This window comes from Ramlibacter sp., assembly GCF_050250995.1.
Lineage (GTDB): Bacteria > Pseudomonadota > Gammaproteobacteria > Burkholderiales > Burkholderiaceae_C > Ramlibacter.
In genome coordinates this window covers 124,856-149,695 of record NZ_JBFWNP010000003.1, presented here as the reverse complement: position 1 = coordinate 149,695, position 24,840 = coordinate 124,856, and the positions used below count along the sequence as shown (strand labels likewise).

24 protein-coding genes are annotated in these 24,840 nt (G+C 64.4%); 13 read left to right on the top strand and 11 right to left on the bottom strand.

The annotated features are described in order from the left end of the window. Position 1 precedes the first annotated feature (1 nt). From AB7E83_RS04330 to gmd, 11 genes are all read right to left on the bottom strand, one after another. The gene (locus AB7E83_RS04330) at positions 2–940 is read right to left on the bottom strand and encodes a hypothetical protein (protein WP_428565720.1); all 939 of its coding nucleotides are present in this window, start codon (positions 938–940) and stop codon (positions 2–4) included. 6 nt (positions 941–946) lie between these two features. Beyond that, positions 947–1,741, bottom strand: a complete 795-nt coding sequence (locus AB7E83_RS04325; protein ID WP_428565718.1) for a formyltransferase family protein — start codon at positions 1,739–1,741, stop codon at positions 947–949. Continuing rightward, positions 1,738–3,072 (bottom strand): DUF4910 domain-containing protein, encoded by a 1,335-nt coding sequence (locus AB7E83_RS04320; protein ID WP_428565716.1) that lies wholly within the window; start codon positions 3,070–3,072, stop codon positions 1,738–1,740. The genes AB7E83_RS04325 and AB7E83_RS04320 overlap by 4 nt, the downstream gene beginning before the upstream one ends. After that, the gene (locus AB7E83_RS04315; RefSeq protein ID WP_428565714.1) at positions 3,069–4,490 is read right to left on the bottom strand and encodes a hypothetical protein; all 1,422 of its coding nucleotides are present in this window, start codon (positions 4,488–4,490) and stop codon (positions 3,069–3,071) included. Before AB7E83_RS04315 ends, AB7E83_RS04320 begins: the two co-directional genes overlap by 4 nt. A gap of 1 nt (position 4,491) precedes the next feature. Beyond that, complete coding sequence (locus AB7E83_RS04310) at positions 4,492–5,133, bottom strand: glycosyltransferase family 2 protein (protein WP_428565712.1); 642 nt, start codon at positions 5,131–5,133, stop codon at positions 4,492–4,494. Continuing rightward, positions 5,106–6,194: an N-acetylneuraminate synthase family protein gene (locus AB7E83_RS04305; RefSeq protein WP_428565711.1), complete on the bottom strand. Its 1,089-nt coding sequence runs from the start codon at positions 6,192–6,194 to the stop codon at positions 5,106–5,108. The genes AB7E83_RS04310 and AB7E83_RS04305 overlap by 28 nt, the downstream gene beginning before the upstream one ends. Next, on the bottom strand, positions 6,181–7,050 hold the full coding sequence (locus AB7E83_RS04300) for a dTDP-4-dehydrorhamnose reductase family protein (protein ID WP_428565709.1): 870 nt from the start codon (positions 7,048–7,050) through the stop codon (positions 6,181–6,183). Before AB7E83_RS04300 ends, AB7E83_RS04305 begins: the two co-directional genes overlap by 14 nt. A 34-nt stretch (positions 7,051–7,084) precedes the next feature. Continuing rightward, a complete protein-coding gene (gene pseF / locus AB7E83_RS04295; protein WP_428565708.1) occupies positions 7,085–7,771 on the bottom strand; it encodes a pseudaminic acid cytidylyltransferase in 687 nt (228 codons plus the stop codon). An 8-nt stretch (positions 7,772–7,779) separates the two neighbouring features. Then, complete coding sequence (locus AB7E83_RS04290; protein WP_428565707.1) at positions 7,780–9,594, bottom strand: ABC transporter ATP-binding protein; 1,815 nt, start codon at positions 9,592–9,594, stop codon at positions 7,780–7,782. Next, positions 9,591–9,998, bottom strand: coding sequence for a MarR family EPS-associated transcriptional regulator (locus AB7E83_RS04285; RefSeq protein ID WP_428565706.1), 408 nt, complete (start codon positions 9,996–9,998; stop codon positions 9,591–9,593). Before AB7E83_RS04285 ends, AB7E83_RS04290 begins: the two co-directional genes overlap by 4 nt. A gap of 79 nt (positions 9,999–10,077) precedes the next feature. After that, positions 10,078–11,196, bottom strand: a complete 1,119-nt coding sequence (gmd, locus tag AB7E83_RS04280) for a GDP-mannose 4,6-dehydratase (RefSeq protein ID WP_428565705.1) — start codon at positions 11,194–11,196, stop codon at positions 10,078–10,080. A 297-nt stretch (positions 11,197–11,493) separates the two neighbouring features. On the opposite strand from gmd, the gene AB7E83_RS04275 reads away from it, so the two are divergent. The 13 genes from AB7E83_RS04275 (at position 11,494) to AB7E83_RS04215 (ending at position 24,840) form a co-directional block, all read left to right on the top strand. Continuing rightward, positions 11,494–12,633: an N-acetyl sugar amidotransferase gene (locus tag AB7E83_RS04275; RefSeq protein WP_428565703.1), complete on the top strand. Its 1,140-nt coding sequence runs from the start codon at positions 11,494–11,496 to the stop codon at positions 12,631–12,633. Beyond that, on the top strand, positions 12,630–13,247 hold the full coding sequence (hisH, locus tag AB7E83_RS04270; RefSeq protein WP_428565701.1) for an imidazole glycerol phosphate synthase subunit HisH: 618 nt from the start codon (positions 12,630–12,632) through the stop codon (positions 13,245–13,247). The genes AB7E83_RS04275 and hisH overlap by 4 nt, the downstream gene beginning before the upstream one ends. Continuing rightward, complete coding sequence (locus tag AB7E83_RS04265) at positions 13,247–14,032, top strand: AglZ/HisF2 family acetamidino modification protein (protein WP_428565699.1); 786 nt, start codon at positions 13,247–13,249, stop codon at positions 14,030–14,032. The genes hisH and AB7E83_RS04265 overlap by 1 nt, the downstream gene beginning before the upstream one ends. Positions 14,033–14,042: 10 nt before the next feature. After that, on the top strand, positions 14,043–14,909 hold the full coding sequence (locus tag AB7E83_RS04260; RefSeq protein ID WP_428565697.1) for a dTDP-4-dehydrorhamnose reductase family protein: 867 nt from the start codon (positions 14,043–14,045) through the stop codon (positions 14,907–14,909). Positions 14,910–14,911: 2 nt separating this feature from the next. Continuing rightward, complete coding sequence (locus AB7E83_RS04255; protein ID WP_428565696.1) at positions 14,912–15,940, top strand: SDR family NAD(P)-dependent oxidoreductase; 1,029 nt, start codon at positions 14,912–14,914, stop codon at positions 15,938–15,940. Positions 15,941–15,953: 13 nt separating this feature from the next. Continuing rightward, positions 15,954–17,243: a class I SAM-dependent methyltransferase gene (locus AB7E83_RS04250; protein ID WP_428565694.1), complete on the top strand. Its 1,290-nt coding sequence runs from the start codon at positions 15,954–15,956 to the stop codon at positions 17,241–17,243. A gap of 26 nt (positions 17,244–17,269) precedes the next feature. Beyond that, a complete protein-coding gene (gene wecB / locus AB7E83_RS04245; RefSeq protein WP_428565692.1) occupies positions 17,270–18,352 on the top strand; it encodes a non-hydrolyzing UDP-N-acetylglucosamine 2-epimerase in 1,083 nt (360 codons plus the stop codon). A gap of 8 nt (positions 18,353–18,360) precedes the next feature. Continuing rightward, the gene (locus AB7E83_RS04240; protein WP_428565690.1) at positions 18,361–19,581 is read left to right on the top strand and encodes a glycosyltransferase family 4 protein; all 1,221 of its coding nucleotides are present in this window, start codon (positions 18,361–18,363) and stop codon (positions 19,579–19,581) included. A gap of 10 nt (positions 19,582–19,591) precedes the next feature. Next, positions 19,592–20,536, top strand: a complete 945-nt coding sequence (locus tag AB7E83_RS04235) for an NAD-dependent epimerase/dehydratase family protein (RefSeq protein ID WP_428565689.1) — start codon at positions 19,592–19,594, stop codon at positions 20,534–20,536. Continuing rightward, entirely contained in the window at positions 20,533–21,720 is a 1,188-nt protein-coding gene (locus AB7E83_RS04230) for a UDP-N-acetylglucosamine 4,6-dehydratase (RefSeq protein WP_428565687.1), read from the top strand. Before AB7E83_RS04235 ends, AB7E83_RS04230 begins: the two co-directional genes overlap by 4 nt. A 5-nt stretch (positions 21,721–21,725) precedes the next feature. Next, positions 21,726–22,394, top strand: a complete 669-nt coding sequence (locus AB7E83_RS04225) for a sugar transferase (protein ID WP_428565685.1) — start codon at positions 21,726–21,728, stop codon at positions 22,392–22,394. A gap of 341 nt (positions 22,395–22,735) precedes the next feature. Beyond that, a complete protein-coding gene (gene glnA, locus AB7E83_RS04220; RefSeq protein WP_428565683.1) occupies positions 22,736–24,154 on the top strand; it encodes a type I glutamate--ammonia ligase in 1,419 nt (472 codons plus the stop codon). Between the two features lie 158 nt (positions 24,155–24,312). Continuing rightward, positions 24,313–24,840, top strand: coding sequence for a hypothetical protein (locus AB7E83_RS04215; protein ID WP_428565681.1), 528 nt, complete (start codon positions 24,313–24,315; stop codon positions 24,838–24,840).

Here is a 24,840-nt window from a genome sequence, read left to right as displayed (position 1 = left end):
GTCAGGCGCCACGCTGCTTCGTCTCCCACATCGCCGGGATGTCGGCGATCTTCGCGAGTCGCTGGGCCTGCAGGTCGTAGACGGGCAGTTCCCGGATCTTGTCCAGACGGGTCTCGAAGTCGTCGAAAGTAAGCCGGCCCTGTTCGTCGTGGAACTCGCGGAAACGGGCGCGCCGGTAGGCCTCGGCGGGTGTCAGCACCTTCAGATCGCCGACCAGGTCGTTGCGGACGAAGAAGACGTTGTTGCCCGCGGAGTTGGAGGCCACGAGCGAATAGCCCTTGCGCTCCGCCAGCGCGCAGAGCGCGCAGATGGAAGCGCCGTAGTACACCTTCGACCAATGGGCGTTTCCGCGGACGAATGCGGGGTCGTAAGGCGTGGTGACCTGGGCCACGGGTCCGAACTGGCTGCTGTATTCGCACACGACGATGCGCGGCGAGATCGTGTCGATCGCCTCCCAGACCCAGTAGTCGTTGCCGTCGATGTCGACGGACAGCAGGCCGATGTCGCCGGCGATGCCGTTGCTGGCGAGCAGCTGGTTGATGTTGTCCTTCGTGATGAACGAACAGTGCGCCTTCAGGTTGCTGGCCCAGTAGATCGGATCGCGGCGGATGTATTCGATGTTGTCTTCGCTGCCGTCGATCACGAGGCCCGACCAGGCATTGTTCGTCAGCAGGAAGCGCGTGTTGGACTCGACGTAGTTCTCGACGCCGAACTCCACGAAGATCGGCCGCTCGATGGGAACGTTGCGCACGAGGTGCTGGATGATGCCGTCTTCGCCCCACTGGGAGAAGACGCGGAATTCCGCGGCGCGCGGGTCGCCGGCATCGGCCGTCTGACGCGCCTCGATGCGGCCGAGCGACTCCTGGATGAGGGTGACGCGTTCGGACAGCGTGTTCAGCCGGGCGAGAAATCTCTGGAGCTTGTTCAGCATGGCGGTCATGGGCCCTCAGAACTGGCGGAAAAGCTTCGGCGCCTTGCGCTCGAACGCGCCTTCGAGATAGCGGTCCACGATTCGGTTGTCATGGAGGTCGTACACGGGATGCAGATGCTCCGGTCGCCAGTCGCTTCCCCGCCAGATGCGGCCGGTCGTGGTCTGCCTTTGCGTGCCGAGCTGGGGGTTTCTCTTTACCGCGTCCACCAACTGGGTAAGTTCCTCGCCCAGCGACGAAACCGCCCGGCACGCGAGATCGTGAATTCCGTCGCCGGGCACCAGGTCTGCCGCACTCTGGTGGACCAGGCTGCCGCCGTCGATGTCCTGCGTCAGTTCGTGGACCGTCATGCCGGTCATCTGCGGCTCGAGGAAGTAGCTGGGCCAGAAGTGCGTGATGACGCCGCGGTACCAGGGCGACAGTCCACCATGGATGTTCCATTTCAGTGGCGCCCGCAGGCCGGCAAGGGTCTGCGCCGTCAGCTTGTGCACGCCGTACGAGAACACCAGGTCTGGCTGAAGGCCGTTGACGAAATCGACGGTGGCGGGAGTATTCAACTCCTCGAGTTCGACGTTGCGGCGGGTCACATCGGGCAGCACGGCAGGGCCGAAATGCCTGGCCTCGGCGGCGTCGCGGCCGGCGAAGTGGCGCCGGAAAAGTGCGGCGGTTTCCGGGCGCAGACCTTCGGGCGGCTCGGGCACGAAGGCCTCGCGATGCTCGATGACGAGGCCGGCCAGGTGGCCGGTTCGGGCGAAGGAGCGGGCCATGTAGGCATGGCGCGGGTGCGATCCGGTCAGGAAGACGATTTTCATGGGTTTTCTCCAGCAGGAGCGAGCAGTCCGGCATCCCGCAAGCGCGTCACGACGGGCAGTAGATCGGAGACCGAGCAGTTCGCCCGATCCGCGATGTCCACGAGGTCGTTCGTTCCGTCGCTGTAGCTCAGTGTGTACAGGATGCGTTCTAGGATCACCCGGCCGTCGAAGACTTCGTCGCTCGAGGTCTTCCAGGTGCTGGCCGAATTCATCGTCGGGTAGAGGCCGCGGCGACCCAGCTGCGGCTCGCCGTTGGGCTGGAGATTCTGCCAGGGTGCGGCCAGGTCGAGCTCCTTCAGGAAGCGCTCGATGCGGTCGATGCTATCCACGAGTGCTTCGATGGTCATGAATTCCTTGGTGTCCAGGGAATTGTGATAGCCCGGGTATTCGCCATAGACGTCCCGTGCCATCTGTCCGACCGGCAAGTTGAAGCCCGGCGAGCAGAACTGGCGTTCGTCGGAGCCGCCTGCCGGCGAGAACGGGCGCAGCCGCAACGGTTCGCCGCGACCCTTCCAGTGTTGTGCGAGGCGGTCGACGGTGGCGTCAGCCCGGCGCGAGGCCTTGTAGCTCAGAGTCGCCGGACCGCCGACGCAAGTCAGGACCAGGCCAGCGTCCAGATGCGTCTTCAAGTGATCGCCGAAAAGATGGAGGTAGCACAGGCTGCCGATCGTTTCGGGATTCAGGACGAACCGGAACCTGTGCTGACGATTCGGCCAGGCGCGGATGCGGTGGTAGAGCCCGAGCAGCACGAGCGGCCCGCTCAGTTCGTTGTTGGCGATGGACGGATGGCAGAGATAGCTGGAAAGCAGGATTTCGCGTTCTCCCTCCCCGTCGAGCAGCGTGTGGGCCAGCGGAACCCGGCCCACCCTGAAGTCCGCATCGATCCGGGCGTGATAGTCCCCATCGTTCTTGAGTTGCCGCCGGACTTCGTCGCTCAGGCAGAAGCCCCACGTGCGGTTGTAGTAGCTCGTCACGTACGGAATCGCCTGGGGCAGGTGCGGCAGGCTGTGCAGATGCTTCTGCAGTTCCGCGAGAGGAATGCGGGTGTCGACCGCCTCGGAGTAGTTCACCACGTGCAGGTTGCTCGCCTCGAGGTCGCACACCACCGTTCCGTCGGGCGCGGTCAGCCGGGCCGAACGGCAATGCCACTCCGGAGGTGCCGTCCAGTCGAAGACCTGCGTGCCCGTCGGAACGCCGAACACTTCCAAGGGCATGTGCTCGGCGAGGATGGCGTAGCTGCGCTCGATGCCCGGGCCCGTGATGGATCGCAGCAGGGGAAAGAGCCGGTCGAAAAGACCGTCGAGCAGCTTGAATTCCGGTGAGTGGGTCATGAGTTCGTTCGGGCGCGGCCGGTCATCGACTGCACGTCGTCGAGGACGCTCAGGAAGGCGCGGGTGTCGAGGCGTCGAGCGTACTCGGGTAAGGTCACACGGCTTGCGGAGTCCTCTCCCCCCGGTCGGTGCGTGATGTCGTGCAACGCCTGCGCGTCTTCGAAGAGCTCGACGTGATCGAGGATGTCGTCGTGCCAGAAATAGTTGGAGCGCTTCAGCAGGCAAACGCGGCACCCCGCCTGCAGGGCGAAGTAGAACACCGTAGACTGGACGCCTACGGCATAGCCGCATTTGCGAAAGAGTTCGGGAAAGGCGAGTTCGTCGCAAACGACATGGATGTTTGCGTGCCCTGTGAAGCCGGCGATGATCTCTTCCTTCCGGTCGAATTCATGCGGATGGAGCTTGAAGTACACGAGCTGGGAGCGGTCCATCGCGGCGATCTCCCGAGCCAAGTCGGCCAGGGCCTCGCGGTACATGTAGCTCGAAACCATCAGCACGTCCCTGCCGTCGCTGGCCACCCGTTCGGTGAACAGCGAATCGTTGCCGATGGCGCGGGTCAGCCTGACGGGGAAATGGGTGTTGCGACGCCAGTACTCGGAATAGGTGAGGTAGGCGAACGGCAGCGACAGGCCGGGCTCGTCCGCAGTGATGGAAGTGGGATAGGACCAGTAGATCGTATGGCGAGTGGACGCGCCGTGCTGCAACTCGACGACTGGGATTCCGCGCTCCTTGGCAGCGAGGAACATGCCTTTGAGCGATCCGTTGTTGACGCCGACAATCACCTTCGGGTTGCACTTCCTGAGCGCCAGACGGTAGTGGGCCAGGGTGGCGCGGTGCATCGATAGCGAGTCGCCGACCAGGCGCGTGAAGCCCGGCCGCAGGCCGAAGTGCCTGTCGATCGCATCGTCGAGCCGTCCGGCGATCTTCGTGGCCTCTTGTTCGTCGCGGCCGATACGAAGCGCCACCGGCGGAATCCGCGTGGTCTTGCGGCAGGCGAGAAGGCTGGGAAGGTGCACTGCCGATCGATTCAGCAACTCGACCGCGACCGCGTCGTCGGGGAACAGGTCATACAGCGGATCGGTGATGTTGTCGACGATCCTCGTGCCCTCGCGCACGCGTTGAGCGGTGATGAAAATGTACTTCGGCGAGCGAGCCTGCATGTAGCGGCGCGAGGCCATGTTGACGAGGGGCTTCACCAGGTCCTTGGCACGCGACTTCCACGATGGGGCAGGCAAGGGTTCTGGGAGGGTGAAAGGGCCCCCGAGCAACGTGTGCAGGCTGAGGTAGACCTCGCTGCGGATCATGTCCCAGTAGTAAATGCCGTCCGCCGCCTTCGCGGAAAAGAGCCTCGCGTCGGTTTCCATCCGGAAGAAGACCTCCGTGATGTCCGCGATGGTGACGCCCCGTCCGCTCGCCATGTCAGCGCCACACGGCCAGGCCCATGGCCCGAAAGATCTTCGCGTTGCCCGAGATGATTCGCCCGAACCGGGACGCACCGCTTCGCTCTCGCACTTGAAAAGGAAGCTGCGTGACCCGATAGCGCTTCCTCGCAGCGAAGAGCGCCAACTCCGTGCCGATCGAGCCGTAGGAGTCGAAGTGTCCGAGCGCCTCGAACACCTTCGTGCGATAGGCCTTCATCCCGCAAAGCGGATCGTCGATGCCGTACCGCATCTTCGTGTACGCGGCGAACACATGCTCGGCAAGGCGTTGGCGGCGGCTGCGCACGCCGATTACCACGTCGGCGCCCGCGTCCAGGGCATCGATGAACTGCTGGATGAGCGTGGGATCGTGCTGGCCGTCGGCGTCGACGGTGATGATGGCCTCGCTGCCGATCTCGGCCGCCTTGCGGAAGCCCGAATTCAGAGCGCCGTCGTAGCCGCGATTCGCCGGATGCGAGACGACCACGGCGCCGCTGGCGGCGGCCAGTTCGGCGGTCGCGTCCGTCGAGCCGTCGTCGACGACGATCGGCGTCCCGTATCGGCTCGCGGCACTGACGACGGCCGAAATGGTCTTCGACTCGTTCCAGGCCGGAATCACGATGCCGATTCGAGATCGGTCCATCGCAGATGCTCCCCGGATTCCAGATTCCGCCGGGCGACCATCCCGACCAGCTTGTCCATGTCGTAGGGCGCGACTCCGTCCGACGGGCACGGGCGCAGCACGGTCAAATGTTCACGTGCCACCTTCTCGCCCGCGCGCAACGGCGCCGTCAGGCGCACGGCGCGGCGCTGGAGCACCACGGTCTCGCTCTCGTTGGCCTCGACCTGCTTGATGCCGACGCCCATCGCGTTCTCGAGCTCGCGCGTGCGGTCGACCATGTCGCGCCAGCTCTTCGGGTCCATCGAGAAGGCGTGGTCGGGGCCGGTGCGCGCCACGTCGTCGGTGAAGTGCTTCTCGATCATGCGCGCGCCGAGGGCGACGGCGCCGAGCACCGTCGCATGGCCGGGCGTGTGGTCGCTCAACCCGAGAACCATGTCGGGGTACATCTCCCGGTAGACCTTCAGTACGTTGAGGTGGATGTACTTGAAGTTCTCGAGGCTGGCCGTGTAGTTGGTATTGCACTGCATCAGGCACAGCATCGGGTTCACGTCCAGCGCGGCGGACACCGCACGCCGCACGTCGTCCATCGTCGAAGCGCCCGTGGCCATGATGCAGGGCTTGCCCTTGCCGGCGATGTAGCGGATCAGCTCCGTCCACGTGATGTCGCCCGAGCCGATCTTGTAGGCCTGGACGTGCGGGTCGATGTGGTCGACGAGGTCGAAGGCATAGGGGCTGGTGAAGAACGTGATCCCGGCCTCGCGGCATGTATCCACGAGGTCTGCGGTCCAGTCGAGGCTGACGCTCGCGTCCTTGTAGACCTCGAAGACGGACTTCTTCCAGCCTGCCTGGTGCGACTGCTTGCCGCGCAGGGCCTTGAATCCGTGGTCGCTCACGATGGTGTCGGCCTTGAAGTGCTGGAACTTCGCCGCATCCGCCCCCGCCTCGGCGGCCAGGTGGATCAGTTCCTTGGCCCGGCCGAGGTCGCCGTCGTGATTGGCGGCGATGTCGGCGATGAAATAAGTCGGCCGGTCGCGGCCGATCTGTTTGCCGTCGATCTCCAGGAGGGGGCTAGGCTTGGTCATCGTATTCCTTGGCAAGGCTGTCGATCTGGCTTTGGAGGTCAGGCAGGCGGACCTGCAGGGTGCGCTCGAACTTCGTGCAGTCCATGCGCATGTCCTTGGGCCGATACGCCTTCAGGAAGTGCGCGTCGGCGGCGAGGATGCGCTTCATGTACTGCGTGGGCAGCTTCATCTTCTCGGCGAAAGCGAAGTCGAAATCGGCCTTGGTCATGCCGTCGCGAGCGCCCAGGTTGAACACGCCGGCCGGACGCATTTCGATCACGCGGTCGATCATCTCGCCGAGCGTCGTCATCGACAGCGGGCTGAAATACACGTCGTCGAGCACTTCGACGTTGCGCTGGTTGCTCATCGCGTTGATCACCCAGTCGGTCAGGCTTTCGCGGTGGGGCGCCTTGCTGCGGCCGACGAAATTGGTGCGCAGGATGGTGCTGCCGACGCTTCCGGCGGCCAGCTCGCCGGCGTATTTGGAGAAGGCGTAGTTGTTGGTCAGGGTAATGCGGTCTTCTCGATGCGGACCGGTGCCGTCGTACACCTGGTCTGTGGAGATCTGGACCAGATGCGAGCCGGTGCCGGATTTCGCGATCCATCCGGCGATGTTCTCCACGGTCCGCGTGTTCAGCAGGTACGACTCGTGGGTGCGTTCCTGGCACCGCTCCACGCTGGTCAGTCCGACGAGGTTCACGATGACTTCGGGGCGGATCTTGTCGAGACTCGCGAAAGTGGCTTCGCGGTCGGACAGGTCGAAGGCGTGGTCGGCCGCGGACTTCTGCGCGTGCGTGGACACCACCCGGCCGAGAGCGCGCAACTGCGGAACCAAGGTGGTGCCGAGGAGTCCGGTAGCGCCTGTGACAAGAATCATGGTGAGATGTGTTGGGAAGAGGGTGCCGGGGAGGCTAAGCAGTGGCAAGTGCTCTGAACATCAGCTCGGCGCGGTGCCAGTCGTCCTCGGAATCGATATCGACGACGCGCCAATGAGGAATCGGCATTCCGATTCCGGCGGTATGCATTCGCTTTCCTTCCAGCCAGGCCGAAGCGCGCCCCCAGTAGAACTGCCCGCAGTCGTGATACGACTTCTCCAGGTCCTGGGTCCGGGTCAGTTCGGCGCCGGGGTCGATGAACTGCATCTGTCCGGTGTCGGTTCGGCGCATGGCGCGCTGGATCGGATGGGGGTATTCGGTGACGGGATAGACGAAGTCGGCCTGGCGCTCGCGAAGCAGTTCGTACGCAGCCAGCAGGTCCGTGGCCTTCAGCAAGGGTGTTGCAGGATAGATGCAGCAGGCGTATTCGACGTCCCAGCCCGCTCGCCGGCAGAAATCGACGGCATGCGCGATGACCGGGACCGTCGGCGTGTGATCGTCGGCCAGATTCGCCGGGCGCACGAAAGGCGTTTCGGCGCCATGCGCGCGAGCCAGCGAGGCGATCTCTTCGTCGTCGGTGGACACGATGACATGCGCAAAAAGGCTCGAACGGATCGCCGTGTCGACGGCCCACGCCAGCATCGGCTTTCCCGCGAAAGGCCGGATGTTCTTGCGGGGAATTCGCTTGCTGCCGCCGCGTGCGGGGATCACCGCGATGTTCATCGGAGAGGTCATGCAACGGCCTCGCTTGCGGGTTGGCGCGTCAGGTCCCCGTAGGAGCCGGCACGAACGATCTCGCCCTTGTCCAGCTCGAACACCTGCGTGCAGGTGCGCAGCGTGCTCAGGCGGTGCGCGATGATGAGGATCGTGATGTCATCGTCGAGGCCCTCGATCGCCTGCATCACCGAAGCCTCCGTCTCGTTGTCGAGCGCGCTCGTGGCTTCGTCGAGGATCATGACGGCCGCGCCCTTGTACAGCGCGCGCGCGATGCCGATGCGTTGCCGCTGGCCGCCGGACAGGCGCACGCCTCGTTCGCCGACGACGGTCTGGTAGCCCTTCGGCCAGGACTCGATGGCGTCGGCAAGCTGCGCGCGGGCCGCCGCGCCGCGCACGCGCGAGTGATCGATCTTTTCCGGGGGAACGCCGAAAGCGATGTTCTCCGCGATCGTGCTGTCCGCAAGAAAGATCGACTGGGGCACGTGGGCGATGTTCGCCTGCCAGGCGCGCCGATTGCCTTCGTCCACCGGAACACCATCCACGCTGAGAGATCCGGACTGCGGCGCGAGAAGGCCCATGACGATATCGAGGAGCGTGCTCTTGCCGCTGCCCGTCTTGCCGATGAAGCCGACGCGGGCGCCCTTCGGAACCGTCAGGGAGATGCCCTCGAGCACCGGGGCGGCGTCGGCGGCGTAGGCGAAAGATATGTTCTCGAGGGTCAGGTGATGGCGGAAAGGCAGGGGGGCGGGGGCGGGCTGGTCGACGTAGGCGGGGAGCGGCTGGTCGAGCAGGTCGAGCGTGTCCTGGAGCGATGCCTGCGCCCCCCGGATGCTGATCCAGGAAGCATAGGCGGCTTGAAGGACGGGCAGGAGTCGCTGAGCACAAAGAGCGAGCGTGCCGAGAATCGGGAGTGCCGTCTGAATGCCTCCGGGCTGCTGCGCCAATGCGAATGCAAGCCCGGCGATCAGCAGCATGCCGAGCGTTTCCGTCCCGATGCGCGGGGACTGGGCGACGAAGTAGTTGTTGCCCTGCGCGCGCCGCAAGGGCAGGTCGGCATTGCGATAGACACGGCAATACGTCGCCTGGCTGCCGTCGATCAGCACGTCGCGGACACCTCCCAGGCCTTCCTGCAGGGCCTTGAGAACATTCGTCGACTCCTGGGCGACTCGATTGCTGTCGCGCAGCAACTGCTTGCGCGTCAGGAGGACGATGACGGCGTAGATCGCCCCGAACCCACCGAACGCCGCCAATGCGATCCGCGGATCGACCATCAACATCGCAACGATGATCAGCGTCATCAGGATCGCGGAGCTGACGATCGTCAGCACGGGAATCACCACGAGATAGATGGACGCGTTCGCCTTCATGGCGATGCTGTTGATCACCTGGCTGCTGTTCTTGGCGAGATGCACCGCATACGGTTGATATAGGGTGCGCCGGTACATGTCCGTGCTGAGGTCCGAACCCGTCGCGAACGACAGTCGCGTGCTGGCCCAGATGAGCAGCAGGCGCATGGAGCCGGCGGCCAGCGTGGCGATGCCGAATGCCAACGTCAGCGGCAACAGGAGCTGCGATGCGTCGACGATCCCGAGTGCGTCGATGAAAGGGCGGGCCAGACGATGCTGGAAGACCGCATCAGGCGACGTCAGCAGGCCGAGCAGCGGCAACACGGCGCCGATGCTGAAGATTTCCGCAACGGACGCGAGAACCGTCAACATGAGAAGCAGGAGCAGCTGCCAGCGTCTGCGGGAACGGATGTGCGACCAGAGTCGACGCAGCAACTGGTCGATCGGCTGCGTGACGGCCGATGTGCCGGCAGGCGATGTCATTCCGGCTCGCCGATCCGCTCGGGACCCTGCTGGCGCAGCTCGCCGCGCAGCTCGTCGATCATTCCCTGCAGGCGCTCCCATTCCGCTTCCTTGCTGGCGAGGAAGCGGCGCGTCATCTCGAGTTTTTCCCTCATGCCCTTGGGCGTGAGGAGGTAGGAATAGGCCAACTTGTTGTTGGCGCGACGGAAATTGCGGACTTTCAGCAACCCCTTGTCCAGCAGGGCGTGCAGCACGTAGTGCGTCTTGCCCAGACTCAGGCCGAGCGCGCGCGACAGCTCGCGCTGCGAGAGCTGCGGGTCCGCCGACAGCAGCCGCAGCGCGGTCAGCATGACGGCGGGCTCGCTGGGAGAGCCTACCGCAGCAGGCTCGTACAGCTCCAGGCGTTTGGCGGCAGGTGCGTTCATGGCGTGAACGTTCGATTGTACTTTAGCGTCATCGCGCCCCATGAAGGGGAGTGGGGACGGCCGGCGATCCGCCCGGCCACTATTCGTGATAGTCGAAAGCCTGGAAGCCGGCCTGCTTGACCAGGTGGTCCCGCCGCGCGCTGGTGTAATCGCTTTCGACCATCTCGCGCACGAGTTCCTCGAACGTCGTGCGTGGCGTCCAGCCCAGCTTCTCGCGGGCGCGGGTGGGGTCGCCCAGCAGGGACTCCACCTCGGTGGGCCGGAAATAGCGGGGGTCGACCCGGACGATGACGGCGCCCACCTTCACGGCGGCGCGGTCTCCGGTGACGCTGTCCACGATGCCGACTTCATTTTCCCCTTCGCCCTCGAAGCGGATCGCGATGCCCAGTTCGGCGGCCGCCCTCTCCACGAACTGCCGGACGCTGTACTGCACGCCCGTGGCGATCACGAAGTCCTCCGCCTTCTGCTGCTGCAGCATCATCCACTGCATTTCGACATAGTCGCGCGCATGGCCCCAGTCGCGCAGCGCGCTCAGGTTGCCGAGGTAGAGGCATTCCTGGAGGCCCAGCGCGATACGTGCGACCGCGCGCGTGATCTTGCGGGTGACGAAAGTTTCTCCTCGCAGGGGACTCTCGTGGTTGAAGAGGATCCCGTTGCACGCGTACATGCCGTACGCCTCTCGATAGTTCACGGTGATCCAGTAGGCGTACAGCTTGGCGACCGCATAGGGGCTGCGCGGATAGAAGGGCGTCGTCTCCTTTTGCGGCGTTTCCTGGACGAGCCCGTACAGCTCCGAACTCGATGCCTGGTAGAAGCGCGTCTTCTTCTCCATTCCGAGGATGCGGATCGCCTCGAGCAGGCGCAAGGTGCCGATGCCGTCGACGTTCGCCGTGTACTCGGGGGTCTCGAAGGAGACGGCCACGTGGCTCATCGCAGCCAGGTTGTAGATTTCGTCGGGCTGGACCTGCTGGACGATGCGGATCAGGTTCGTGCTGTCGGCCAGGTCGCCGAAATGGAGCGAGAACCGCTTGTGCTCGATCTGCGGCTCCTGGTACAGATGGTCGACCCGGTCCGTGTTGAACAGCGACGAGCGCCGCTTGATGCCGTGGACCTCGTAGCCTTTGTTCAGCAGCAACTCGGCAAGGTAGGCGCCGTCCTGGCCGGTCACGCCGGTGATCAATGCGACTTTGGAGGTCATGAGGGGTGATGGTGAAGTGTCGGTCCGGTGTCGCGGGGCGTTGGCAACGAGCGGGTCGGCTGCGAGGTCCGACCGGCGTGTCCAATTGTGCAAGCGCGCAATGTTAACTCGCCGTGCGAGGGGCCGAGACGCGGAAGGCTGGCCCGGCGCGCGAGGACGGACGTCGAGTCGCTCTACACTACAATCGGCTGTTCACGTCATGAACGATCCTGCCGGGTTCCGCGCATCATCGTGACGGAGTGCCGGTCGGACGTGCGATGTCGGCAGTGCATAACTTCAATTTGTCCCACCGGCACCATGGCTGACCGACCCTATCAGATCTGCACCAACTGCATCATGGACACGAGCGACTCGACGATCACGTTCGACGAGCGCGGCTGGTGCGAGTACTGCCAGAATTTCCATACCAACATCAAGCCGAACTGGCATCCCGACGAACGCGGCATCCAGGAGATCACGCCCCTGATCGAGAAGATCAAGCAGGAGGGCAAGGGTCGCGCGCACGACTGCATCATCGGGATCAGCGGCGGCATGGACAGCTCCTATGTCACCCACGTCGCCGTCAAGAAGTTCGGCTTGCGGCCGCTCATGTTCCATTGCGACGCAGGCTGGAATTCCGATCTTGGCGTGAGCAACATCCAGAAGCTCATCGACGCGCTGAACCTCGACCTCGTGACCGAGGTGATCAACTGGGAGGAGATGAAGGACCTCCAGCGGGCATTCTTCCGCTCGCAGGTGCCCTTCCAGGACCAGCCCCAGGATCTCGCGCTGTTCTCGGCGCTGTATGCATTCGCGGCCAAGGAAGGATTCAAGTACGTGATCACGGGGGGGAACAACTCCACCGAATGCGTGCGCGAATGCCTCGAATGGACCTACTTCTCGACGGACACCCGGTATGTGAAGGACATCCATCGCCGCTTCGGCGAGCGGCCGCTCAAGACCTTCCCGATGTGCGACATCCTCAAGTACAAGACCTACTACCGGTGGGTCAAGGGCATGAAGGTCGTGAAACTGCTCGACTTTTATCCGTACAACAAGAAGCGGGCCATCCAGGAACTCATCGACAACTACGGCTGGCGGCCGTACCCGATGAAGCATTACGAGTCGCGCTTCACCCGCTTCTACGAATCGTTCTGGACGCCCCGGAAGTTCGGCTACGACAAGCGGCGCGCCTACTTCTCCAGCGAAATCCTTACCGGCCAGATGACGCGCGAGGAGGCGCTCGAGCGCATCTCCCGCCCGGAGCTCGACGAGCAGACGATGCGCCAGGAGTTCGAGTACGTGGCCACCAAGCTCGATTGGACGGTCGAGGAGTTCGAGGCCATCTTCAACGGTCCCAACAAGCGTTTCAGCGACTATGCCAACAACCTGTGGCTGATCACCCTGGGTGCGAGAATCTCGAATCTGCTGGGAATCGATAACCGCATCTTCAGATGATCACGATCGTCGACTACGGCCTGGGCAACGTCCAGGCCTTCAAGAACGTCTACAAGCGGCTCGGGATCGAATGCCGCTCCGCTTCGACGGCCGGCGAGCTCGAAGGTGCGAGCCGGGTCATCCTGCCGGGCGTGGGCGCTTTCGACCACGCGATGGAACTGCTCGATGCTTCGGGCATGCGCTCGACGCTCGACAACCTCGCCCTGCGCCAAGGCGTGCCCGTGCTCGGCATCTGCGTCGGCATGCAGATCCTCGCTCGCTCCAGTGACGAGGGCACGGCGAGCGGGCTCGGCTGGGTCGAAGGCACCGTTCGCAAATTCGACGCCGGGCGGGTGGCCGGCCCGCTGCGCCTGCCGCACATGGGTTGGAACGACGTCCAGCCCGTTGCGGCTTCGCCGCTGTTCGAAGGGCTGGAGAACGACGCCCGGTTCTATTTCCTGCACTCCTACTATTTTCAGTGCGACCGCGAGAGCGACTCAGTGGCCCGCGCCGAATACGGCGGGCCCTTCAGCTGCGTCGTGCGTTCGCGCAACATTCATGGCGTGCAGTTTCACCCCGAGAAAAGCCACCACTGGGGCACCCGGCTGCTGAAAAATTTCGCGGAGCTTCACTGATGCTGCGGCCCAGGATCATCCCGACCCTGCTGGTGCGCGACAAGGGTCTCGTGAAGACCGTCGGCTTCCGCGAGGGCAAATACGTCGGCGATCCGACCAACGCCGTAAAGATCTTCAATGAGAAGGAAGTCGACGAGCTCATGGTGCTCGACATCGACGCGACGGCCAAGCGGCAGGAGCCCGACTACCGCATGATCGAGAACTTCGCCGCCGAGTCGCGGATGCCGCTCTGCTATGGCGGCGGCGTCCGGACCGCGGCGCAGGCCAAGACGATCATCGGCCTGGGCGTCGAGAAGGTGGCGATCAGTGCCGCGGCCATCGCCGATCCTCGCCTGGTGGGCCAGGTCGCGGAGGCGGTCGGCAGCCAGAGTGTCGTGATCGTGCTCGACGTCCGCAAGGCCCGCTGGGGCTCGCGGCACGAGGTCTGGACGCACAACGGCACCGTGAACACCAAGCGGTCGCCGGCCGAGGTCGCCGCGCAGATGGGGCAGCACGGGGCGGGCGAGATCGTGCTGAATTCCATCGACAACGACGGCAAGATGTGCGGCTACGACCTCGCGATGGTCGAGCCCGTCCGCGAGGCCGTGAACCTGCCGATGACCGTGCTGGGCGGCGCGGGCTCGCTCGACGACATCGGGGCGCTGATTCGCCGCTTCGGCATCATCGGTGCGTCGGCCGGGAGCCTGTTCGTCTTCAAGGGCGTCTACAAGGCGGTCCTGATCAACTATCCGCGAACCGAGGAAAAGGACCGCCTGATCGCGTCCTGTCTCGCGTCGAGCGCTTGAGGACGGGCGCGTGAAGGTTCTCGTGCTCGGCGCCACCGGACTCCTCGGCAATGCGGTATTGCGCGTGCTTTGCGAGGCCGGCGTCCACGAAGTCAGCGGGACGGCGCGGCGCATGGACGCAGCGCGTCATTTCACGCCGGCAGTCGCGTCCCGGCTGGTGGCGGTGAACGACATCGAGGACCTGGACGAACTCGAACGTCTCTTCGACGCCGTGCGGCCCGACGCCGTGGTCAACTGCGTGTCGGTCGGCAAGCCTTTGCCCGCCGATCCCATGCGCACAATCGCCCTCCTGTCCCTGTTGCCGCAGCGCCTGGCCGCCCTCTGCGCGCGCCGCGGCGCCCGGCTCGTCCAGATGGGGTCCGACGGCGTGTTCACGGGGGCGAAGGGAAAGTACGTCGAGGACGATTGCGCCGACGCGACGGACGTCTACGGCGTCGCCAAGATCCTTGGCGAGGTGCGCGATGCGCATGCCGTGACGATCCGCGCTTCGATCCTGGGACCCGAGCTCGGCACAAAGCACAGCCTGCTGGAGTGGTTCCTCGCGCAGGACGGGAGTTGCCGCGCCTTCACGCGGGCGATATTTTCCGGATTGCCCACGGTGGTGTTGGCGCGCGTGATCCGCGACGTCATCCTGCCGCGACCCGGGCTGCACGGCATCTACCATGTCGCGGCGGCGCCGATCTCCAAGTACGAGCTCCTGCGACGGGTTGCCGAACGCTACGGCAAGACGATCGAGCTCGTGGCCGACGACAGCGTCGTCATCGACCGCTCCCTCGTGGCGCGCCGGTTCGCCGACGCGACTGGTTTCGAGGCGCCCGGATGGGACGCGCTCGTCGAAGAAATGCATTCATATCGATACGGACTGACTGGGAACTGAAAATGTTCAAGGACAAGGTTGTTGTGATTACGGGCGGCACGGGCTCGTTCGGGCGTCAAGTGCTCAAGCGTTTCCTGGAGACGGATGTGCGCGAGATCCGGATCTTCAGCCGCGACGAGAAGAAGCAGGAAGAGATGCGCTCGGAGCTGAACAATCCGAAGCTCAAGTTCTACATCGGCGACGTCCGCAGCTACGACAGCATCCACCAGGCTCTGCGCGGCGCCAATTACGTCTTCCATGCCGCCGCGCTCAAGCAGGTGCCCTCGTGCGAGTTCTATCCGCTGGAAGCGGTGAAGACCAACATCCTCGGCGCCGAGAACGTGCTGAACGCCGCGGTCGCCAACCGGGTCGAGAAAGTCGTCGTGCTGAGCACCGACAAGGCGGTCTACCCGATCAACGCGATGGGTCAGACCAAGGCGCTCATGGAAAAGGTGATGGTGGCCAAGGCGCGGCTGCTCGACTCCAGCGAAACCACGCTTTGCGCCACGCGCTACGGCAACGTGATGGCTTCGCGCGGCTCGGTCATTCCATTGTTCATCCAGCAAATGAAGGAGGGCAAGCCGCTGACGGTGACCGACCCCTCCATGACGCGATTCCTGATGTCGCTCGACGATTCCGTGGACCTGGTCGTGCATGCCTTCCTTCATGGCCGGGGTGGCGACATCTTCGTGCAGAAGGCACCGGCATCCACCATCGGCGATCTCCTGCAGGCGCTCAAGGAACTGTTCGAGCGCGACAACCCGGTGCGGGTCATCGGCACGCGTCACGGCGAGAAGCTGTACGAGTCGCTCGTCTCCCGGGAGGAGATGGCGCGCGTGGAGGACATGGACGGCTACTACCGGATTCCGGCGGATAACCGCGACCTCAACTACGCGATGTATTTCACCGACGGCCAGGAGGAGATTTCCACGCTGGACGACTACACCTCGCACAACACGCAGCGCCTGACGGTGCCGCAGGTGAAAGAGCTTCTCCTGAAACTCGACTACGTCCAGCAGCACCTGCGCGGCGGCAGCGTCCGCGCCGATTGAGGAAGCACCGCCGATGGCGACATCCGAATCCCTTCCGCTGTGCGCGTTCTGCGACAGCTCCCGGTTGAGTCCTGTCATGGATTTTGGCGAGGTGGCGCTCGCGGGCGCGTTCCTGACGCCGGATCAGTTCGACGGCGAGCGAAAGTTCCCGCTGCGCGTGTGCTTCTGCAACGACTGCTACGCGGTGCAGGTCATCGACAAGGTGCCCGCCGACGTGATGTTCCAGAACTACTTCTACTTCTCATCGTCGATCGGCACCTTGCGCAACCACTTCAAGGCCTACGCCGAAGAGGTGAGTGCCCGGTTCCTGCCGGCGCCCGCGGCGTCGACGGTGCTGGAGTTCGGCTGCAACGATGGCGTGCTCCTGCGGCCGCTGGCCGACCAGGGCATCCGCACCGTGATCGGCGTCGATCCGGCAAGCAACGTGGTGGCGACGATCGACGATCCGCGCGTCACGGTCGTCAACGACTACTTCACCGAGGCGGTGGCCGCCGGCATCGTCGAGCGGCATGGCCCGGTCGACATGATCATGGCGAACAACGTCTACGCGCACATTCCCGACATCCAGGGGACGACGCGGGCGATCCGGCTGGCGCTGGCGGACGACGGCGTGTTCGTCTTCGAGGTGCACTATCTCGGCAAGGTCATCGACGAGCTGCAGTACGACATGGTGTACCACGAGCACCTGTACTACTACTCGCTGATCTCGGCCATCAAGCATTTCGAGCGCTACGGCATGGTGGTCTTCGACGTGAAGGCGGTGCCCATCCATGCCGGCTCCATGCGTTTCTACGTGTGCAAGAAGGAAAGCCGGCACGCGGGCACCGTGTCCGACGCGGTGCGCAGCCTGGAAGCCGAGGAGCTGGCTGCCGGGTTCGACCGGCACGAGACCTTCACGCAGTTCTCGCGCAAGGTCGAGGAGCGACGACGCGCGCTGATGGAACTGCTCGCGACGCTGCGCAGCCAGGGCAAGCGGATCGCCGGCTATGGCGCCTCGGGCCGCGCGAACACCATGATCCAGTATTGCGGCATCGGCAAGGACCAGATCGACTACATGGTCGACGACGCGCCGGCCAAGGCGGGTTTCTACACGCCGGGGTCGCATCTCCTGATCCACCCGAGTTCCGTCCTCACCGAAGGGACGCCACCCGACTACGTGGTGGTGTTCGCCTGGAGCTTCGTCAACGAGATCCGAGCTCGCAACAAGGCGTACCTCGAACGTGGCGGCCGCATGATCCTGCCGCTGCCAGAAGTCAGCGTCCTTCCGCCGCTGCCCGCGTCCGGCATACTTCCGACCAACTAAACGATTCCGGCCCCGGAGCAATTTGCATGAAAGTCCTTTCGATCTTTGGCACCCGTCCCGAGATGATCAAGATGTGGGCGACGCTGAAGAAGCTCGACCAGCTGAACTTCGAGCACATCATGGTGCATACCGGCCAGAACTTCACGCCGGAACTCAGGGAATTCTTCTTCACCGACCTGCAGTTGCGCAAGCCGGACTACGAGTTCGATATCGACGTGACGAGCTATGGCCGCGAAGTGGCCGACGTCGTGCGCAAGTCCGACGAGCTGATGGAGAAGATCAAGCCCGACGCGCTGCTCGTGCTCGGCGACACCTACAGCGGCCTGTCGGTGCTGCCTGCATCGCATCGAGGCGTCAAGATCTTCCACATGGAAGCGGGCCTGCGTGCCTGGGACCGCCGGATGCCGGAGCAGCGCAACCGCATCCTCATCGACCACATCAGCAACGTCCTGCTGCCGTACAACCAGTATCACCGCGAGAACCTGCTGCGCGAAGGCATCCACCCCAGCAAGATCATCGTGACCGGAAACACGACCTTCGAGGCGATGAGGGCCTTCGCACCCCAGATCGACGCGAGCGACATCCTGACCCGGCTGAGCCTGTCGCCGAAGGACTACATCCTCGTCACCGCGCACCGCAGCGAAAACGTCGACAACCCCGAGTACCTCGCCATCATCTTCGAGGCGATCGGCAAGCTGGCACAGCGTTTCGATCGCGAGGTGATTTTTCCGATGCACCCGCGCACGAAGAGCAAGCTCGGGGGCATCGAGATTCCGAAGCGCGTGCGCGTCATGGCGCCCCTCGGTTTCTACGACTTCAACCGGCTGCTTCGCGAGTCGTTCTGCGTCCTGTCGGACTCGGGGACCGCGGCGGAAGAGGGCCTGTTCTACAAGGTGCCGAACGTCAGCCTGCGGATGGCGACGGAGCGACAGGAGACCCTGGAGAGCGGGGCGACCATCGTCTGCGGCATGGGTGTCGACAACATCGTCGAATCGGTGACCACAGCCGTCAGCCTGCCGTGGGAAGCGCGGTACGAGTTCGAGGAGAACTTCTCGCCTTCCTCCGTCGTGGTCAACGCGCTGAGAACCCGCATCACCAACTTTTTCTAGAAGACGCCGTGCGGGTCGCGCTCATTGCCGCGCACTACCCGCCGATGCGGACCTCGGCTGCCGTGCAGATGCACGACCTGGCGCGTGAGTTCGATCGGCAGGGCCACGAGGTCGTCGTGATCGCGCCGACGGTCGGCCTGGGCGCATCCTGGTCCACCGAGCGCCTCGATGGCGTGACGGTGCTTCGGGTCGATGCGCCCCGTTCGGCCGACCTGGGGTATGTCCGCCGCACGATCGGCGAGCTCGTTGCGCCCCTGGTTGCCGTGAAGTGCCTGCGCAAGAGTCCCTATGCACGGACGCCGTGGGACCTGGTGGCCTGGTATTCCCCGACGATTTTCCACGGACCGCTGATCGCGTACCTCAAGCAGACCACGGATGCGCACGCCTACCTCATCCTGCGGGACATTTTCCCGGAATGGGCGGTCGACCTGGGCATCCTGCGCAAGGGACCCGTGTACGCCTTCCTCAAGGCGATCGCGAATCTGCAGTACTGGGTCGCCGACACGATCGGGGTGCAGACGCCCTCGAACCTGGCTTACCTGTCCGGCTGGCGCAAGGCGGGCCGGCGCGAACTGGAAGTCCTGCAGAACTGGCAGCGGCCGTCGCCCGACATCGGATCGTCGATCGACATTTCGCGCACCCCGCTGGCGGGTCGCGCCATTCTTGCGTACGTCGGCAACATGGGCGTGGCGCAAGGCATGGACATCCTGATCGACCTCGCGGAGGCCATGGCCGGACGCGAGGACGTGGGCTTCGTATTCGTCGGCCGCGGCTCGGAAGTGGAACGGCTGCGGGCGGACGCGGCACGTCGCGGACTCACTAACGTCCTCTTCTTCGAGGAGGTCGATTCCGGGGAGATGCCGGGACTGCTCGCGCAGTGCCATGTCGGGTTGCTGACGCTGGATCCGCGGCACCGCACGCACAACATTCCCGGCAAATTCCTCACCTACCTCCTGGCCGGTGTGCCGACGCTCGCGCGCGTGAACGCGGACACCGACCTGCAGCACCTCATCGAACAGGAAGACGTGGGACGCGTCTGCACCGGCGACGATGCCCAGGTGATGAAGCGGCTGGCCGAGGAGCTCCTGGGGACGACATTGGAGCAGCAGGCGATGGCGCAACGGTGCAGGACGCTGGCCCGGCGCATGTTCTCGCCGGCTGCAACCGTGACGCAGATGGTCGCGGCGGCGACGGCACGGACCGCGCCGGCGCCGGCGGCACCACAGTGAGGGGCAGGCCTTGACCGTCGTCGTCACCGGCGCGAACGGATTCGTCGGCTCCGCGCTCGTTCGCGCGCTGCATGCGGCTGGCGTGCCCCTGCGGGCATGCACCCGCGTTGCGCAGCGCAGCGGGCCGGTCGAGTCCGTCGGGATGGGCGAACTCCAGGACCTGGGCAACTGGGCGCCCTTGCTTCAGGGGGCGCAGTGCGTGGTTCATACCGCCGCCGTCGTGCATCGGCCGGGCGCCCCCGCGGAGGCCTACTTCCGCGTCAACACCGACGCCACGCTGCACCTGGCGAACCTCGCGGTGGCGGCCGGCGTGAAGCGCTTCGTCTTCGTCAGCACCGTCAAGGTCAACGGGGAATCGAGCGCGCCGGGTCGTCCCCTGACCGAGGCGGACGTGGCGGCTCCGACGGACCCGTACGGTCTCTCCAAGCTGAAGGCCGAAGAAGGACTGAGGCAACTCGTCGCCGGCACCGGCATGGATTTCGTCGCCGTCCGGCCGCCCCTTGTCTACGGTCCGGGCGTCGGTGGGAATTTCGCGCAGATGATGAAGTGGGTGGCGCGTGGCGTGCCGCTGCCGCTTGGAAGCGCTCGCGGAAACCGACGTACGCTGGTGGCACTGGACAATCTCGTCGACCTGCTCGTCACGTGCATCCGTCATCCGGCGGCCGCGAACGAGGTATTCTTCGCCGGGGACGCAGAGGGTCTCTCGACGGCCGAACTGGTGGAGCGGCTCGCGCTGGCGATGGGCAAGCGTGCTCGCCTGGTGCCGATGCCTCCCTCCCTGCTCATGGCGGCTGCGAAAATCGTCGGACGACCCGGAATCGCGCAGCGGCTGCTGGGCAACCTGCAGCTCGATATCGGCAAGGCAGCGGACCGGCTCGGTTGGCGACCGCCGCTGGGCGTGGACGAGGGGCTCCGCCGCGCCGCGGCGGCGCACAGAAGTGGAACGACGGTATGAATGTGTTGCAGTTGATCGGCCGTAGCGAGGAACTGTTCTCGCAGGACATCCGCACCCGGGGCGCGGAGCTCGACGAGGCGGTGCGTGGCGGCCGGTTCCTGGTCCTGGGCGGCGCGGGTTCGATCGGCCAGGCCGTCGCGCGCGAAATCTTTCGCCGCTCGCCGCGCAGCCTCCACCTCGTCGATATCTCCGAGAACGACATGGTCGAGACCGTGCGCGACATCCGCAGCACCCTGGGTTACATCGACGGAGACTTCCGCACCTTCGCGCTGGACTGCAACTCGCCGGAGTTCGATGCGCTGATGGCCGCAGAGGGGCCGTACGACTACGTGTTGAATCTCTCCGCGCTGAAGCATGTGAGGAGCGAGAAGGATCCGTTCACGCTCATGCGCATGCTGCAGGTGAACGTGTTCAACACGCTGTCGACGTTGGCGACGGCACGTGGCTTCGGCGCCAGGAAGTATTTCTGCGTGTCCACCGACAAGGCGGCGAACCCCGTGAACATGATGGGGGCGAGCAAGCGGATCATGGAGATGTTCCTGGCGCGCGAGAGCGAGACGCAACCGCTGTCGCTCGCCCGCTTTGCCAACGTCGCGTTCTCCAATGGCTCGTTGCTGCACGGCTTCAACCAGCGCATCGCCAAGCGCCAGCCGATTTCGGCGCCCAACGATGTGCGCCGCTATTTCGTGACGGCCAGGGAGTCGGGCGAGCTGTGTCTCCTGTCCTGCCTCCTGGGCGCGAACCGGGAGATATTCTTCCCGAAGCTAAGCGAAAAGCTGCACCTCATCACGTTCTCGGACATCGCGGTGCGTTACCTGCGCGAACTCGGCTATGAGCCGCACGAGTGCGGATCCGAACAGGAGGCCCGTGAGCGCGCCGACGAACTGATCGCGGCGAAGCGCTGGCCCTGCCACTTCTTCGCGAGCGACACGACGGGGGAAAAGGATTTCGAAGAATTCTTCATGCCGGGCGAGGATCTGGATTTCGACAAGTTCGACGGCATCGGCATCATCCGTTCTCCGTCGACCTACGACGGCCCCGCGCTCGATGAATTCAGCGCCGGGGTCCGCCGGCTGCGCGAGCGGGCGGCATGGAGCAAGCAGGACATCGTGGACCTGTTCCGTGCGCTGCTGCCGGAGTTCGCCCACAAGGAAACCGGCAAGTATCTCGATCAGCGGATGTAGGCCGGATGCAAAGATTCTTCGACATCGTGTTCTCCACGCTGGCGCTGCTGTCGCTGGCGCCGCTGCTCGTTCCCGTGGCGCTGCTGCTGCGGTTCACAGGCGAGGGCGAGATTTTCTTCCTTCAGGATCGCATTGGCCGGGGCGGACGGGTCTTCAAGCTGTTCAAGTTCGCGACGATGCTCAAGAACAGCCCGAGCTCCGGGACCGTGACCGTCAAGGGCGATCCGCGGATCCTTCCGATGGGGCATTTCCTGCGCCGTACGAAGATCAATGAACTGCCGCAGCTCCTCAACATCCTGCTGGGCGACATGAGCGTGATCGGACCCCGTCCCCTGACGCAACAGACCTTCGCGTGCTATACGCCGGAAGTCCAGCGCGCCATCACGAGCGTCCGGCCCGGGCTCTCCGGCGTGGGATCGATCGTGTTCCGCAACGAGGAAGAAATCCTTTCGGGCGCCGCGGGCTCCTTCGACTATTACGACCGCGTGATCGCGCCGTACAAGGGCGAGCTCGAGCGATGGTATGTGAAGCACGAAGGGCTCTACGTCTACTTCGCCTCCATCATGCTCACGATCATTGCCGTCCTGGTCCCCGATACGCGGCTGACCTGGAAGTTGCTGCGCGGTTTGCCCGAGCCGCCCGATGCCCTCAAAACCGTGTTGCACTGGAGTTGAGAACTCTTGCCAGGCCATTCGAGGTCTTCACAGCAGCCTCGACTTCCGCGCAGAATCGACGACTCGCTTCGGAATCGCCGCGCTTGAATCCTGATTGGTGCATCGGGCGTTACGCCTCATAATGGTGCGTTCAATTTTTGCACCAATATGGAGGCTTCGAGCCTTGTATGTGAAGTCGTAATCCCGAGAAACGGCAAAGGCCTCGGACCCGGGCAAACCTTTGGTATTCGGTCGGACGATCTCACGTGGCGGCCCCATGCACCACCTTTGGCACAAAACCTGCATCCGCCCCTCCCGCAACACATCCATCAACAACCAACCAAACCCCCAGGAGAAACCTGATGGCAGCCAAGACCGTCGCAGACGTGATGAAGCAAGTGAAGGACAACGAGGTCAAGTTCGTCGATTTCCGCTTCACCGACACCCGCGGCAAGGAACAACACGTCACGGTCCCCGTGTCGCACTTCGACGAAGACAAGTTCACCTCCGGCCATGCGTTCGACGGCTCCTCCGTCGCCGGCTGGAAGGGCATCGAGGCGTCGGACATGCTGCTCATGCCCGATCCGAGCACGGCCAACATCGACCCCTTCTTCGAAGAGACCACGCTCATCCTGACGTGCGACGTCCTCGAGCCGGGCGACGGCAAGGCCTATGACCGCGATCCCCGTTCCATCGCCAAGCGCGCCGAGGCCTACCTCAAGGCGTCCGGCCTGGGCGACACGGCCTTCTTCGGCCCGGAACCCGAGTTCTTCATCTTCGACGACGTCCGCTGGGGCGCCGACATGTCCGGCTCCTTCGTCGAGATCGACGAGTACGAAGCCTCGTGGAACACCGGCAAGAAGATGGAAGGCGGCAACAAGGGCCACCGTCCCACCGTCAAGGGCGGCTACTTCCCCGTTCCCCCCGTCGATAGCACGCAGGACATGCGCGCCGAAATGTCGCTGATCCTCGAGTCGCTGGGCATCCCGGTCGAAGTGTTCCACCACGAAGTGGCGGGCGCCGGCCAGAACGAGATCGGCACCAAGTTCAACACGCTCGTCGCGCGCGCCGACTGGAGCCAGCTGCAGAAGTACGTGATCCAGAACGTCGCCAATGCCTACGGCAAGACCGCGACCTTCATGCCCAAGCCCCTCGTCGGCGACAACGGCTCCGGCATGCACGTCCACCAGTCCGTGTGGAAGGATGGCAAGAACCTGTTCGCCGGCGACGGCTATGCCGGCCTGTCGGACTTCGCGCTGTACTACATCGGCGGCATCATCAAGCACGCGCGCGCGCTCAACGCCATCACCAACCCCGGCACCAACAGCTACAAGCGCCTGGTGCCCGGCTTCGAGGCGCCGGTGAAGCTGGCCTACTCGTCGCGCAACCGCTCGGCATCGATCCGTATCCCCTACGTGGCGAACCCCAAGGGCCGCCGCATCGAGGCGCGCTTCCCCGATCCCCTGATGAACCCGTACCTCGGCTTCGCGGCCATGCTGATGGCCGGCCTCGACGGCGTCGAGAACAAGATCCATCCCGGCGAAGCCGCCACGAAGGACCTGTATCACCTGCCGCCGGAAGAAGATGCGAAGATCCCGACCGTCTGCCACAGCCTCGACCAGGCGCTCGACTACCTGAACAACGACCGCGCGTTCCTCACCAAGGGCGGCGTGTTCACGGACAGCATGATCGATGCGTACATCGACCTGAAGATGCAGGAAGTCACGCGCTTCCGCATGACGACGCATCCGATCGAGTTCGACATGTACTACTCGCTGTAAGCGAAACGGACGATGACGGGGCCGCCTTTTGGGGAGGCTTCTGTCCTTGTGCAAAAGGCGCCTTTCGGCGCCTTTTTTTCCATATGGATCAAGGACTTGTGCAACATTCCGGAAGTTGAGCCATACTGGCAGGCCGTCCTCCCTGGAGGAAAGTGCCCATGAAAGCCGTTCTCCTCGTTTCCCTCCTGCTCACCGCGACCGCCGCGTCGGCCCAGACGGCCAAGATCTGGCGTTGCGGGAACACCTATACCAACGACCCCGCCGAAGCGCGCACGCGCGCCGAGTGCAAGCCCGTCGAGGGCGGCAACATCACGGTGGTGGAGGGCACGCGCGTCAACCGCAACGCAGCCAATGCAGCGCCTTCGTCGTCCGCCGTTCGCGTGGCGACGGCGCCGTCGTCGTCCTCGAATCCCGCGAGGAACGACGAGCAGAAGGCGCGCGATGCCGACGCGCGCACGATCCTCGAGGCCGAACTGAAGAAGGCCGAGGCGCAGCGCGAAGCGCTCGTGAAGGAATACAACAACGGCGAGCCCGAGAAGCTGGGCCCCGAGACACGCAACTACCAGAAGTACCTCGATCGCGTCGCCGAACTCAAGGCGAGCATCGGCCGGACCGAGAACGACATCGCCGGCATCAAGCGTGAGCTTTCTCGCGTGGGCGGCGGCACGGTTCCTGCGTCCCGCTAG

Excerpts from the sequence above, each read along its gene's own strand:
- AB7E83_RS04330 (WP_428565720.1), bottom strand. The coding sequence starts at position 940 with ATGACCGCCATGCTGAACAAGCTCCAGAGATTTCTCGCCCGGCTGAAC.
- AB7E83_RS04325 (WP_428565718.1), bottom strand. The coding sequence starts at position 1,741 with ATGAAAATCGTCTTCCTGACCGGATCGCACCCGCGCCATGCCTACATG.
- AB7E83_RS04320 (WP_428565716.1), bottom strand. The coding sequence starts at position 3,072 with ATGACCCACTCACCGGAATTCAAGCTGCTCGACGGTCTTTTCGACCGG.
- AB7E83_RS04315 (WP_428565714.1), bottom strand. The coding sequence starts at position 4,490 with ATGGCGAGCGGACGGGGCGTCACCATCGCGGACATCACGGAGGTCTTC.
- AB7E83_RS04310 (WP_428565712.1), bottom strand. The coding sequence starts at position 5,133 with ATGGACCGATCTCGAATCGGCATCGTGATTCCGGCCTGGAACGAGTCG.
- AB7E83_RS04305 (WP_428565711.1), bottom strand. The coding sequence starts at position 6,194 with ATGACCAAGCCTAGCCCCCTCCTGGAGATCGACGGCAAACAGATCGGC.
- AB7E83_RS04300 (WP_428565709.1), bottom strand. The coding sequence starts at position 7,050 with ATGATTCTTGTCACAGGCGCTACCGGACTCCTCGGCACCACCTTGGTT.
- pseF (WP_428565708.1), bottom strand. The coding sequence starts at position 7,771 with ATGAACATCGCGGTGATCCCCGCACGCGGCGGCAGCAAGCGAATTCCC.
- AB7E83_RS04290 (WP_428565707.1), bottom strand. The coding sequence starts at position 9,594 with ATGACATCGCCTGCCGGCACATCGGCCGTCACGCAGCCGATCGACCAG.
- AB7E83_RS04285 (WP_428565706.1), bottom strand. The coding sequence starts at position 9,998 with ATGAACGCACCTGCCGCCAAACGCCTGGAGCTGTACGAGCCTGCTGCG.
- gmd (WP_428565705.1), bottom strand. The coding sequence starts at position 11,196 with ATGACCTCCAAAGTCGCATTGATCACCGGCGTGACCGGCCAGGACGGC.
- AB7E83_RS04275 (WP_428565703.1), top strand. The coding sequence starts at position 11,494 with ATGGCTGACCGACCCTATCAGATCTGCACCAACTGCATCATGGACACG.
- hisH (WP_428565701.1), top strand. The coding sequence starts at position 12,630 with ATGATCACGATCGTCGACTACGGCCTGGGCAACGTCCAGGCCTTCAAG.
- AB7E83_RS04265 (WP_428565699.1), top strand. The coding sequence starts at position 13,247 with ATGCTGCGGCCCAGGATCATCCCGACCCTGCTGGTGCGCGACAAGGGT.
- AB7E83_RS04255 (WP_428565696.1), top strand. The coding sequence starts at position 14,912 with ATGTTCAAGGACAAGGTTGTTGTGATTACGGGCGGCACGGGCTCGTTC.
- AB7E83_RS04250 (WP_428565694.1), top strand. The coding sequence starts at position 15,954 with ATGGCGACATCCGAATCCCTTCCGCTGTGCGCGTTCTGCGACAGCTCC.
- wecB (WP_428565692.1), top strand. The coding sequence starts at position 17,270 with ATGAAAGTCCTTTCGATCTTTGGCACCCGTCCCGAGATGATCAAGATG.
- AB7E83_RS04230 (WP_428565687.1), top strand. The coding sequence starts at position 20,533 with ATGAATGTGTTGCAGTTGATCGGCCGTAGCGAGGAACTGTTCTCGCAG.
- AB7E83_RS04225 (WP_428565685.1), top strand. The coding sequence starts at position 21,726 with ATGCAAAGATTCTTCGACATCGTGTTCTCCACGCTGGCGCTGCTGTCG.
- glnA (WP_428565683.1), top strand. The coding sequence starts at position 22,736 with ATGGCAGCCAAGACCGTCGCAGACGTGATGAAGCAAGTGAAGGACAAC.
- AB7E83_RS04215 (WP_428565681.1), top strand. The coding sequence starts at position 24,313 with ATGAAAGCCGTTCTCCTCGTTTCCCTCCTGCTCACCGCGACCGCCGCG.